This is a genomic window from Streptomyces inusitatus, assembly GCF_014651115.1.
GTDB classification, from domain to species: Bacteria; Actinomycetota; Actinomycetes; order Streptomycetales; family Streptomycetaceae; genus Streptomyces; species Streptomyces amakusaensis.
In genome coordinates this window covers 235,950-250,040 of record NZ_BMWG01000009.1, presented here as the reverse complement: position 1 = coordinate 250,040, position 14,091 = coordinate 235,950, and the positions used below count along the sequence as shown (strand labels likewise).

Below are 14,091 nucleotides of genomic sequence, written 5' to 3'. Positions count from 1 at the left end.
GCCGGACTCCACCTCGCCGCCATCCACATCTGGTCAGCAAGGTGATCGCTAAGAAACGGCCTAGTCGACCAGGGCGAAGTCGGCCTCGACGACCCGATCGGCGACTATGTCCTGGGCGTCCCCAACGGGGACCGGATCACCCTGCGCGACCTCGCCGGCATGCGGAGCGGGCTGTTCAACTACTCCGAGGACGACGCTTTCTTCAAGGCCCTGACCTCGGATCCCGAACGGCCCTTCACCCCCGAGGAGTTGCTCGACTACTCCTTCAAGCACCCGATCCAGTTCCAGCCGGGCGAGAAGTTCGACTACTCCAACACCAACCTCATCCTGCTCGGCCTGGTCATCGAGAAGGCCGGCGGACTGCCGCTCGGCGAATTCATCCAGCAGAACGTCCTGGAGCCCGCCGGGCTCTCCCGCACCCTCTTCCCCACCGGCGCGGAGTTCCCCAGCCCGCACGCCCACGGCTACACCGACCAGACCGCCACCGGCGAGATCGAGGACGCCACGGACTGGAATCCCTCCTGGGGCTGGGCCGCCGGCGCGATGATCTCCGACCTCCCCGATCTGCGCAGCTGGGCCAAGACCGTCGCCACCGGCACCCTGCTGACCCCCGAGACCCAGGCCGAGCGCCTCAAGACCGGCCCCACCGCCATCCCCGGGACGGGATACGGCCTCGGCATCTTCAACGTCCAGGGCTGGATCGGCCACAACGGCTCACTGCCCGGCTACGAGTGCCTGGTCATCCATCTGCCCGAACCCGGGGCGACACTCGTCGTACTCCTCAACACCGACATCCTCCACGGCGAGACCGAACCCAGCACCCTCTTCGGCCGGGCGATCACCGAAATCGTCACCCCCGACCACGTCTTCAACCTCCCGGTCCCTGAGTCCTCCTCCGCCACTCCCTCCGGCTGACCGTCATCCCGGGACTCCGCCCCGTCTCCGGGTCTCCCGAACCGGCGGACCCGCCGCCACTGCCATCCCGTCGCACCGGCTCGGGCAGTACGCCGAGGCGTCGGGGACGCGCACATTCGACGGTGGGCCCTTCGCATTGATTCGTCTTCCGTGCATCTGCCATGCATGGGCGAGCGAATGGCCAGTCAATTGCGATCCGTAATGAAGCCGTGACCGTCAGCAATTGGGGCAAGTTGGACATGGGGTCTTGTGTCCACTGTTCCGTCACGTCATGATCGCGAACGGTAATTGTTAATGATCAAGGTGGAGATCTGTCGATGCCCAGAGCGGAGGCCCGGCGGCGTGGCATCGCGGCTCCGGCCGTGACGGCGTCGTTCTCCCCGGGCTCGGGGGCTGATTCCGCCCGGCCGGTGGTCGCCGCCATTCGCGCGGGTGGTGACGACGGCTTAGGCGGCTCAATGGAGAAGGGCTTAGCGATGTCGCGATGGCCCTCTTCAAGCCGCGGCCGACGGTAGACAACGGGCCGCATTGATTCGCGTCGCCCTGCGCACCGCACCGATCGCACCGCACCGCACCGATGTCGTCACCCGGCTCGCCATCGGTGTTTGACCTCTCCGCATCTGGTCGGTTCGCCGGACTGAGCCTCTCCACCACCTCGGCGCTCTCCGCCTCGGGGTGCCCTGGGGTCATGGGCGGCCGCAGCGCGCACGGCTTCCCGGGGTGCGGAGAGAAGTCGCGAACCGGCTCGGATGCCTCAAAACCAGGTGAGGACGATATCGCCGTCGGCCCCACCGCCTTCGGCGCGATCGTGCGATGACAGTGACGAGCGAGGACAGGAACAGATCCATCACATGAGCACCACAACCACGACCCGGAGTGCATCTCCGGCGGCCGGGCGGCGGCATGTCCGCAGAGCTGTGGCCATGACCGCCGCAGCGAGCGTGCTGGCGCTCGCCCTGAGCGCGGGCACACCGCTGGTGCCGCAGGCCATCGCGGCCGCCGGCTGCTCCGGTGTCGAGTCCGACTTCAACGGTGACGGAGTCCGGGACACCGCCATCGCCGACCCCGAGGCGACCATCGGCACGCATCAGCGCGCCGGCAAGATCATCATCGTCTACGGCGCCGGCAAGGGAACTCTGGAACTCTCCCAGGAGACGACCGGAGTCCCGGGTGCGGCCGAGCCGAACGACCAGTACGGCCACACCCTCGCCGGGTACGACGCGAACAGCGACGGCTGTGCCGATCTGGTGGTCGGCACACCCTATGAGGACATCGGCACCGAAGCGGATTCGGGCCAGGTCCACATCATCTTCGGCTCACCGGCCGGTCTCAACGGCGACAAGCCGGTCACCGAGCACATCCAGGGCGCGGGCAAGTCGCTGGGTGGCGGGGCCGAGGCCGGAGACTGGACCGGCTATGCGCTGACAGCGGGGAAGACCTCGTCGGGGAGCCCATATCTGGTCATAGGCGCGCCCGGTGAATCGATCGGCACCCTCCAGGACGCCGGCCACTTCTTCTACGTCCACGGCACGGCGCAGACAGTGGTCTCGGTCAACCAGGGCACGGACACCGGCGGAGCGGTCCCGGGCGACGTCGAGACCGACGACCGGTTCGGTGCCTCGCTCGCCGCCACGCCCACCCACTTCGCCGTGGGCACCCCAGGCGAAGCCCTGGAGAGAACCACCTTCGCGGGTGGGGTCGCCCTCTTCAGCCACGCACTGGTCTCCGGCCACCCCAAGCCCCTTTTCGGCATCAGCCAGGACCATGCCGGGGTCAGCAATCCGAAGGAGCCGGGCGACGGCTTCGGAACCGCGCTGGCGATGATCCCGTACCGCACCTCCGGCACCGGGACGCCCACGGATTCACTGCTCGCGGTCGGCATCCCCGGCGAGGACCTTTCCACCACCGTGGACGCGGGCGCCGTGCAGGTCTTCCGGGTCAACGCCGCCGGCGCCTTCACCGAACAGTCGTGGATCGACCAGAACACCTCGGAGGTGGAGCAGCGGAGCCAGGCCGGGGACTTCTTCGGGCAGCGGCTCGCCGCCGTCAACACCTCGCCGAACACGGCCGCCACCGGTGCCACGGTCCGGCTCGCCATCGGCGTACCCGGTAAGCAGTCCTCCGGTGAGCACCGGGACAAGGGCGGTGTGCAGATCGTGCCGCTGGACGGACCGCCCGGTGCCTCCGACTCCTGGATCGACCCCGGTTACGGCATCCCCGGCACCCCGACCGTCAGCCGACTCGCCGGAATGAGTCTGGCCGCCACGCCGACCATGCTCTATGTCGGCATGCCCTACGGCCCCGTCGAGGGCCACGCGGTCCACGGCTTCCCGTGGAACGTCACCACCGGCGGCGCGCCCACTCAGACCCTCAAGCCCGGCGAGGGCGGCATCCCCGCGGGCAGCACCGCCTTCGGCGCGGTGGTCCGCTGATGAACGACTTGGAGAGAGCAAGAGTGTCCGGACGCAACACCCGCGGCATCCTGCTGCGCACGGTGATCGCCACCGTCGTGGTGGGAGCCGTCACCGTCACCGGGCTGACCGGTCTCGGTTCAGCCGACCCCGGTGCCGGCCCTGGCGCCAACCTCGGCACGGCCGCGGATCAGCCGTCCGCGGCCACCGACAAGCCGGTGCGGACTGAAGCCGAGGCGCTGCGTACGGCTTCCCGGATCGGCAGGAAAGTCGAGGTTCTCGGACTCCGTTCGGAGCACCGGGAGACCTTCGCCAACCCGGACGGGACCTTCACCGCCCGGGAGTACACCGACCCGATCCGCACCGTGAAGAACGGTGTCTGGCATGACATCGACAAGACTCTCGTCCAGCGCGCGGACGGCTCCTGGGGCCCGAAGGCCGCGACCGTGAGCCTGTCGTTCTCCGGCGGCGAAGCGGGCAAGCCCTTCGCCGTCATGGAGCGCGTAGGCCGTGAAATGGCCCTGACCTGGCCGTACGGAAAACTGCCCGCGCCCGTCGTCACGGGTGACACGGCTACCTACCCCGACGCCCTGCCGGGTGTCGACCTGACCGTACGCGCCGAGGCTGACGGCTTTGGTCATCTGCTGGTCGTCAAAACCCCTGAGGCTGCGGCCGATCCCCGGCTCGCCAGGATCGACTTCGGCCTGTCCACGGACGGTCTGAAGTTCACCGAGGACGCTTCCGGCGCGCTGAAGGCCGAAGACGCGGCCGTCGGCGGCACTGTCTTCGAGGCGGGCAAACCCGCCATGTGGGACTCGGCGTCGGTCAAGGAGACGGTCGCGGCTCCGCAGGGCCCCAAGGCCATCGCCCGCTCCCTGCGCGCCGCGGCCCCGGCGGAGCGGCCGTCCGCCGCGCCCGCGCCCGCTCTGCTCGGCCCCGGCGGCGGTGGCAGGACGGCCCCGCTCGGCATGGAGCTGAGCGAGGGCAAGCTGACCCTGATTCCGGACCAGAAGCTGCTCAAGGGCGAGAGTACCGTCTTCCCCGTGGTCATCGACCCGGTCACGAAGACCACCACGCGCAGCGCGTGGACCGGTGTGATGTCCGGGAAGCCGAACGAGCAGGACTGGAAATTCTCCAAGGAGACGGGCGTCGGCAAGTGCCCCACGGACTACAGTCCGGCCTCCTGCAACGGTGTTGACGTCCGGCGTCTGCTCTTCACGATGTCGACCTCGTTCTACAAGGACAAGCAGATAGTCAGCACGACCTTCTCCGCCAGGGTCGCCCATATCTACAGCGCCACCCCGACCCCTGAGCCCATCCGGCTCTACCGGATCGGCGGCAAGAACCACTCGATCACCTCCTCGACCAACTGGTCGAACACCGCGAACCTTTGGGACAGCCACCTTCAGACGGTCGACAAGGCGATCTCGCCGACATCCTGCTCCAGCTCCGGTTCGGCCAACCTCCACTTCGAGGGCGGTAAGAGCGGCGCACTGACCAACCAGATGAAGACGGCGGCGGCCGAGGGCTGGTCATCGCTGACGCTGGGACTGCGCGCTTCCGACGAGAGCCGCTTCGCCGAGTGGAAGCGCATCTGCGGCAACGCCTACTTGTCGGTGGAGTACAACAACCTGCCCCGGCAGATCAAGACCTCGGACATGTCCATGAACCCCGGCGGTGTCTGCACCTGGGGCGCCGACCGTCCCTACGCCGAGGTCCGCCCGCAGCTTCAGGTCGTCGTGAGCGACCCGGACCATGGCAACGGCCGCACCGAAAAAGTCCGCGTCGAGTTCAAGGTGGAGTGGACGGAGAAGAACGGCCAGCCCGGGGGGTACTCGGAGACGACCAAGATCGCCCAGTCGCCGTCCCCCGGAACCAGGATCACTCACTCGGTGAGGTCGATTCCGGAGAACGTCACCGTCTACTGGAGTGCCCGCGCCACCGACGGCTACGGCTGGGGTCCCTGGAGCAATGAGGGCTCCGCCCAGCGCTGTGAGTTCATCTACGACAAATCCAAGCCCGGCGCGCCGAACGTGCTCTCCAAGGAGTACCCCGCCAACTCGGTTTACCACGAGGGTGTGGGCAAGTACGGAACGTTCACCTTCTCGCCCAACACGAACGACTCGATCTACGACGGCGATGTGGTGAAGTACCTCTACGCCTTCGACGGCACCGCCGGCCCGCCGAAGTCCGTCGCCGCCGCCCATCCCGGCGGCCCGGCCTCGGTGACCTGGATGCCGACCACACCCGGACGTCACTGGGTCGAGGTCGTCGCCGTGGACAAGGTCGAGAACCCCAGCACCAAGATGTACTACAGCTTCCTGATCGCCGAGGGCGCCCCGGTGACCGCTCAGTGGGACCTCGCCGACAAACCAGGATCGCCGATCGGCCATGACAGGGTCGTCCGTGGCGAGGACGAGGGCGATTTCTCGGCCGACGCCGGACCGGGCGTGACCTTCGGCGTGCAGGGCCCCGGGGGCAAGGCCGACTACGCCGCGCGCCTCGACGGCACCAAGGACGCCCATCTGGACGTCGGCGAAACCGTCATCGACACGTCGAAGAGCTTCAGTGTGAGCGCCTGGGTCCGACCGGCCGATCTGACCCGGGACATGGCTGTGGTGAGCCAGGACGGCACCGGCGAGCCCGGTTTCACCTTGGGCTATGACGCCGCCGCCAAGACCTGGGCGTTCTCCGCCCCAGTCACGGATGTCGAGACCCTCGGCAGCTGGAAGGCCGTCGCCTCCGGAATCACCGTGGTCAAGGACCAGTGGGTGATGCTCACCGGCGTCTATGACGCTCACACCACCGAGATGCGCCTCTACGTCAACGCCACGGCGAAGACGCCCGTCAAGCGAGCCTCGGTCTGGCGGTCCTACGGCGCGTTCCAGATCGGCCGAACCACCGCGAAGAGCGGCTACCGCGACCACTTCGCCGGTGACCTCGCCGAGATCCGGGTCTTCGACCGGGTGGTGCCCGCAGGCGAGGTGGCCGACATGATCACGGTCAAGCCCGAGCGCAAGGGTTACTGGCAGCTCGACCAGGCCCCCAACGGCGTCTCGCCCGAAACCGGGGGCGGCGCTCCGCTGACCCTCGCGGGTGGCGCGGCCATCCATGTCCAGAACGACGACCCGCTGTCCCAGCTCCCGCCCGCCCTGGTCGGCTCCGGCCACCTGGAACTCAAGGGCGACGGAGGCTACGCGGCCACCGCCTCGGCACCCGTCACCGGCGGCACGAGCTTCACCGTGGCCGCCCGGGTCCAACTGACCTCGCTGGACCCGACCAAGGCCCAGACCGTTCTCTCTCTGCCCGGCGCCATGGCGAATCGATTCTCCATCCGTTACGCGCCCGCGGTCGGAGAGCTGACCGTAGGCCGATGGGAACTCGCGGTCGCGGGCTCCGACACGGCCAATGCCAAGGTGAAGCGTTTCACCGACCATCAGGCACTGCCCACCACGGACGGTTCCAGTCAGCACCTCGCGGTCGTCTACGACGCCTTCGCCAATGAGATCCGGCTCTACGTCAACGGCGAGTTCGCCGAGGCACGTGGAACGGACAACACTCTGTGGCCCACCAAGAACGGTCTCCAAGTCGGCCGCTCCCTGCTCGGCGCCGACAAGGAGTACTTCGCCGGCGCGGTGGACGAGGTCCGCGTCTACCAAGGCGCGGCCGACCACACCGCTGTCGGCCAGATGGCGGTGACGCCTGCGATGCCTGAGCTGTAGCGGCACTCGGGTGTGTGTTCCGGCCCGGCCAGTTCCGGTCCGGAACACACCCCTGTTCTCCCTGTTCCACCCCCTCCCCTTCGACACACGGAGTCGTGATGTCTCGAAGCGACCGGCCGAGAAGCCGGCGCCTTCCAGGACTGCTGCTGAGATCAACAGTCCTGGGGCTCTCCCTCACCCTCGCGGGCACCTCTGTACAGGCGGTCGCCTTCGCGGTCGACCGGGGCAGCGGAAGGCCCGATGTCCAGAACTTCGGCGACCCCGCCGACGGACACGACGGCGAAGCCCTGCCCCGCCCCGCCGACCGGATGAAGAAGAACGCGGTCACCCGGCTCGACAAGGCGCTCTGGCCGACGGGCGGCAGCGCCGAACTCACGGTGGCCGCCGGCAAGACGGCCGCCGAGAAGACCGTCGGCGGACTCCCCATCACCGTCACCAAGGCCGCGAAACCGGCACCGGCACCGGCCTCCGCGCGGAGCGCCCGTGCGGCGGGCACCGCCGCCGCGCCGGGCACCGTGCGAGTCGACGTCCTGTCCCCGAAGCGGGCCGCCGACCTCGGCGCGGGCGCCGTTCTGCGGGTCCAGCGCACCGATGGCGTCGCCAACGCGGCCAAGGTGAAGCTCACCGTGGACTACGCCAAGTTCGCCGAGGGCTTCGGCGGCTCGTACGGCGCCCGCCTCAACCTCGTACAGTTGCCCGCCTGCGCGGCGATCGCCAAGCCCGGCAGCAAGAAGTGCCCGGCCCTGCCCACCCCGCTGCGCACGGTCAACGACCCTGTGGCGAAGACGGCGAGCGCCGACGTCGTCGCCGCAGCGCCTCTCTCGGGCACCCGGCCCGCCGCCGCCACGAGCGCCCCGCTGGTCGCCCTGGCGGCCGGGGCCTCCTCCCAGCAGGGCACCTTCACCTCCACGGCACTCGCCCCTTCGGCGAAGTGGAGCGTCGCCCAGTCGACCGGCGGTTTCAGCTGGTCGTATCCGATGCGCACGATCCCGGTGGCCGGTGCCCTGATGCCTCAGGTCGGGCTCGGGTACTCCTCGCAGTCGACCGACGGCCGCACCTCCACCACCAACAACCAGGGGTCCTGGATAGGCGAGGGCTTCACCTACGAGCCCGGCTACATCGAGCGCCGGTACAAGCCGTGCGCCGAGGACGGCCACAAGGGTTCGGCCGAGCAGTGCTGGGCCTTCGAGAACGCCACGGTCATGCTCAACGGCAGCTCGTCCCAGATAATCAAGGACGACGTCTCCGGCAAGTGGCGGCTCTCCGACCCCAACGGCTCCAAAATCGAGAAGTTCGAGGGCGACAAGGGATCCGTCAACGGTGACGAAAGCCGCGAGTACTGGAAGATCACGACCTCCGACGGCACCCAGTACTCCTTCGGTCTGAACCGGCTGCCGGGCTGGACCGCGGGAAAGGAGGAGACCAACTCCACCTGGACCGCCCCGGTCTTCAGCGACGACTCCGGCGAGCCCTGCTACAACTCCACGTTCAGCAAGGCGCACTGCAAGGAAGCCTGGCGATGGAACCTGGACTACGTCAAGGACCCGCACGGCAATGTGATGTCGTACTTCTACGGGAAGGAGACCAATCACTACGCGCTGAACGGCAAGACGGATGTCGACGGCACCGAGTACGACCGCGCCGGCTATCTGAAGCGGATCGACTACGGCCAGCGTGACGGGAAGGTCTACGAGGCCAAGGCCCCGGCGCGGGTCAGCTTCAACATCACGGAACGCTGTCTTCCCACCTCCGGCTTCAACTGCGCGCCGGACAAGCGGACCAAGGCGAACGCGGCCCACTGGCCGGACGTCCCGGTCGACCGGGAGTGCAAGGCCAAGACCAAGTGCGCCTCGGACCAGCTGGCGCAGACCTTCTTCACCACCAAGCTGCTGACGTCCGTCGTCACCCAGATGCGCAAGGACGCCACTGCCTACCAGGACGTAGACGCCTGGTCGTTCACTCACCGCTTCCTCGACAACGGTGACGACTCCCAGTCCCTGTGGCTCTGGAAGATCGACCACGAGGGCCGGGTCGGCACCCCCGAGAAGATGCCGTCGCTGGAACTCTCCGCCATGCAGATGGAGAACCGGGTAGACAAGGTCGGCGACAACATCGCGCCGTTCAAACGGCACCGGCTGGCCCTGGTGCTGAGCGAGACCGGCAGCCAGCTCGATGTGAACTACGCCCCCACCCAGTGCACCGTCCCCACGCTGCCCAGGCCCGGGGAGTCGACCCAACGCTGCTACCCGGTCAAGTGGGCCGCACCAGGGCATCTGGAGCCGATCGACGACTGGTTCCACAAGTACGTGGTGGAAACGATCGTCCAAACGGACCGCACCGGCGGCAGCGACAAAATGGTCACCCGCTACGCCTACGAGGGCCCGGCCGGCTGGCGGCACTCCAAGCCCGACGGCATCACCCCGGAGAAGTTCCTGACCTGGGGCGACTGGCAGGGCTACGGCAAGGTCAAGGTCACCACAGGCTCGGACACCGAGCAGAGGACCCGGGTCGACCACACCTACTTCCAGGGCCTGAACGGCGATAAGCAGCCCGATGGAAGCGGTACCCGCTCAGTCAAGATCAAGGACTCCACCGGGGCCGAGCACACGGACGACGAGGACTTCATCGGCTTCGAGCTGGAGTCCGCCGTGTACAACAACGGCACCGTCGACAGCAAGGTGATCAACAAGCCGTGGAAGCACCACACGGCGACCCAGACCAGGGACGGGATCACGACCCGGGCGACCCTGGTGGCTCCCGAGTCCACCCGCGGCTTCACCGCCCTCGCCCCCGGCGACTGGCGCGAGACCAAGTCGTCCTTCGTCTACGACACCGCATCGGGCACGGGCCGGATCGTCCGGAGCGAGGACCTCGGGCATGTGGTGCCCGCTTCCGCGACGCAGGAGGCCAAGGACGCGGCCGCCAAGGACGACACCTGCACCCGTACCTACTACGCGGACAACACCACGGGCACCTACAACTTCCTCGCGAGCATGGAGCGCGAGGAGAAGGTGGAAGGCGCCTGCACCGCCACTCCCGACCGTAAGACGCAGGTCATCTCCGATGTTCGCAACTCCTTCGACGGCAAGCCCTTCGGCACGGCTCCGACCCGTGGTCTGACCACGGCGATCGAGCGCCTGAAGTCCCACGACGGCACCACCCCCGTCTACCAGGAGACCGTCAGGAACACCTACGACGAGTACAGCCGCCCGCTGACCGCCACCATCCCGGCGACCGGCACGACGAGCACCACGTACGTCATGGCCAACGGTCTGACCGTACAGACCAGGGTGGAGAACGCGCTCAAGCACGCGGTCACCACCGACTACGAGCCCGCCTGGGGCCAGGTAAAGGGGCAGACGGACGCCAACGCCCGGCGCACCGACCTGGTCCACGACGGGCTCGGTCGCCTCGTCTCCCTCTGGAACCCGGACCGGAGCAAGAGTGGCGGCCAGACGCCGAACGTCAAGTACTCGTACCAGGTCAGCCGCGACGACGTCGTCTCGGTCAAGCGGGAGATCATCGAGACGGACGGCGCCTACACCGCCGACTACACCCTCTACGACAGCCTGCTGCGCCCCCGGCAGCGCCAGTCCGCGGCACCGAACGGCACCCGCCTGGTCGCGGACACCTTCTACAACAGCCTTGGCAAGCTGAAGACGTCCTACGACACCTACCACGCCAAGGACGCGCCGTCCGCCAGGCTGCTCAATGTGCGGCTGGGCGAAGTGCCCACTCAGACGCACCAGGAATACGACGACATGGGCCGCGACATCGCGACCGCCTTCTCCGTCGCCGGATCCGAGCAATGGCGCACCACCATCAAGTACGAGGGAGAGCGGACGCATGTCATCCCGCCGCAGGGCGGAGTGGCGAAGACCTCGCTGACGGACGCGGCCGGCCGTACCACCGAGCTGCGGCAGTACCAGAGCGGTACACCCGGATCGGCCGGGCCCGCCACGTTCACTTCCACGAAGTACACGTACACCCCCGCAGGCCAGTTGGCCACGGTCACCGATTCCGCGGCCAACGAATGGTCCTTCACCTACGACCAGCGCGGCCGCAAGACCAAGTCGGTCGACCCGGACGCCGGTACCACGGTGATGGAGTACGACGACGCGGACCGGGTCGTCCTGACCAAGCACACGGGCCGCAACACGGTCGTCAAGAACGAGTACGACAAGCTCGGCCGGCCCACCTTCACCCGTGACGAGGCCGGCAAGGCGCTCACCGAGCAGCGGTACGACCGGGCCCGTGCGCTCGGCAAGCCGTGGGCCTCGCTGCGCTGGACCAGCGCGACCGAGTACTTCGGTCAGATCGTCCAGGACTTCGACACGCTCTACCGTCCGGTGACGACCAGATATGTCGTACCGGCTTCCCAGGGGAAGCTGGCCGGCGTCTACGACTACGGCCACAGCTACAACAGAGACGGCACGCTCCAGAGCACCGGGCTCCCGGCGGCGGGCGGCCTCCCGGCCGAAGCCCTGTTCCACGGCTACGACGAGCTCCAGCGTCCCACCACTCTCACCGGCAGCACTCCCTACATCACCAGCACCATCTGGTCACCGACCAGTGAACTGCTCCAGTACGAGCAGAACACCGGCGGCAAGAAGATCTGGAACACCTTCCAGTACGAGACCGGCACCAAGCGGATCTCGCGCGCCCTGGTGGACATCGCGGGCTCGACCACCGGCCCCGCGAAGGACACCGGATACTCCTACGACCACAACGGCAACGTCCTCGCGATGGCGGAGACCGGAGGCGACCCGGCCGGCCCGGACGTCCAGTGCTTCCGCTACGACAGCAACCAGCGCCTCTCCGAGGCGTGGACCCCGCTGTCCGACGCCACCACGGCCAAGGGCTCGGGCACGGTCGGCACCACCGCTCCGGTGGACGGCTCCCGGCCGTCCGCCTGTACAGCCGCCCCCGGCGCCTCGGCGCTCGGCGGACCCGCCGCGTACTGGAAGTCCTACCGGACCGACGCCATCGGCAACCGCACGGAGGACACCACCCACGACACCGGGCTGGACTCCGCCAAGGACGTCAAGCGGACCTTCACCTACGGTGAGGGACCGGAGGCCGGTCCGCACGCCGTCACCAAAGTGACGACCACGACCCCCAACGGCGACCGGCACAACACCTACGGCTATGACACCGCGGGCAATATGACCTCGCGGAACATCGGCGGTGACACTTCCACCCTCTCCTGGGGCATCGAGGGGAAGCTGGACAAGGTCGCTCACCCCGACGACAAGACCACCCCGAACGACGAGGCGTGGGAGACGTCGTATCTCTATGACGCCGGTGGCGGCCGGATCCTGGGCAAGGACGCCAAGGGCACGACCGTCTATCTGCCCGGCATGGAACTGCACCAGCCGGCCGGCAGCACCACGGTCGAAGCCACCCGTTACTACTCGCACGCCGGCCAGACAGTCGCCGTCCGGAAGAACGACCAGAAGGTCACCTTCCTCTCGTCCGACCACCACGGCACCGGCGACCTGGCCGTCGACGCGGTGACGGGAACAGCGACCAAGCGCCGCTTCGACCCGTACGGCAATGCCCGGGGCGCCGACCCTGCCACGGCATGGCCCGGCACCAAGGGATTCGTCGGCGGCACGATGGACAAATCCACCAGCCTGACCCATCTGGGGGCGCGGGAGTACGATCCGGCACTCGGAAAGTTCATCTCCGTCGACCCGCTCATCGACTACGCCAACGCGCAGCAGATGAACGGCTACGCCTACGGCAATAATTCGCCGGTCACCTTCTCCGACCCACTGGGTCTGGCCCCCGCGGAGTGCGGCCTGGGGGAGATCTCCTGCACGCCGAACGGCAAGGGTGGCTTCGACACACGGGCGAAGGACAACAACAGCAAGAAGTCGCATAACCCCTCGCCGGCACAGCGTCGAGTCCATATGGCCCAGGCCAACGCGACCATCGCGGAGTCCGCCCCCGCCGAGGTCGTCGAGGAAATCGTCGAGCTGGTCAAGGACATCGCCGGAATCAGTGCGGTGGAGGACTGCCTCTCCAATCCAGGCATAGGTACCTGCGGCATGGCTGCCGCAGAGCTTGCCGTCACACTCGCCGGAGCGGCCGCCAAGGCCTTTTGGAAAGCCAACAAGATCTTCAAGGCGATAGATCTTCTGCCTGACCTCTGGGATGCCATCGGCAAGGGCAAACAGGCCAAGAGGGAACTCAAAAAGGCCGAGGACGCACTGGCCGAGGAAGTTTCTTCCTGCCCGAAGAAACACAGTTTCCTGCCAGGCACCATGGTCCTGCTGGCCGGTGGCGGTAAAAAGAAGATCGAAGACGTCGAGCTGGGCGACAAGATCCTGACGACCGACCCGGAGACGGGCGAGAACGTCGTCCGCGAGGTCGTCGGCACAATCGTCACCGAGGACGACAAGGAATTCGTCGACCTCACAGTCACCACCACCAAGGGCGCCTCCTCCCTCGTGTCCACGGTCAACCACCCGTTCTGGGTGGAGTCCGAGCAGAAGTGGATCGGCGCCGGCGACCTCCGCCCAGGTATGGAGCTCCACACCCCGCAGGGGGAGCGGGTCGAACTGACGGGGCAGCGCTTCTTCGAGAAGCAGCAGCGTACGCATGACCTGACTATTTCGGGTGTGCACGCGTACTATGTGCTGGCTGGGGCCACTCCGGTCCTCGTTCACAATTGTAGTAGCGCGAACGGCGGGAAATACGGAAACCTGCAACCTGCAGGGGCAGGAAACGAGATCAATCACATTCCTGCCAATTCGTCCAGTCCTCTCAGCAAGTACAGTGGGCCGTCGATTCGGATGGATTATGCTGACCATCGTGCCGTTTACAGCACAGGATCCTCTCTTGAGTCGCAGGCGTGGCGCATGAGGCAGAAGGAGCTGATAGATGGCGGCGACTTCCGGGGCGCTATGCAGATGGACGTGGATGATATTCGCTCCCGGTTCGGCAATAAGTATGACGAGGCGATCACGGAAATGTGGATGAGTCTTAGTCAGAACAAGGCCCTTCGGAAGTGGGCGTCAGGGCAAAACCCCTAGCTA

3 protein-coding genes and 1 pseudogene are annotated in these 14,091 nt (G+C 67.3%); all 4 read left to right on the top strand.

Translation table 11 applies throughout. The annotated features are described in order from the left end of the window. Window positions 1-60: 60 nt before the first annotated feature. Window positions 61-915: pseudogene (locus IE247_RS17180) on the top strand (serine hydrolase domain-containing protein); the annotation flags it as partial. 923 nt (window positions 916-1,838) lie between these two features. Further along, window positions 1,839-3,347, top strand: coding sequence for a VCBS repeat-containing protein (locus IE247_RS17175; protein ID WP_229869168.1), 1,509 nt, complete (start codon window positions 1,839-1,841; stop codon window positions 3,345-3,347). Between the two features lie 23 nt (window positions 3,348-3,370). Next, on the top strand, window positions 3,371-7,048 hold the full coding sequence (locus IE247_RS17170; RefSeq protein ID WP_190124006.1) for a LamG domain-containing protein: 3,678 nt from the start codon (window positions 3,371-3,373) through the stop codon (window positions 7,046-7,048). Between the two features lie 98 nt (window positions 7,049-7,146). Continuing rightward, on the top strand, window positions 7,147-14,088 hold the full coding sequence (locus IE247_RS17165; RefSeq protein ID WP_190124005.1) for an RHS repeat-associated core domain-containing protein: 6,942 nt from the start codon (window positions 7,147-7,149) through the stop codon (window positions 14,086-14,088). Window positions 14,089-14,091: the final 3 nt, after the last annotated feature.

Excerpts from the sequence above, each read along its gene's own strand:
- IE247_RS17175 (WP_229869168.1), top strand. The coding sequence starts at position 1,839 with ATGACCGCCGCAGCGAGCGTGCTGGCGCTCGCCCTGAGCGCGGGCACA.
- IE247_RS17165 (WP_190124005.1), top strand. The coding sequence starts at position 7,147 with ATGTCTCGAAGCGACCGGCCGAGAAGCCGGCGCCTTCCAGGACTGCTG.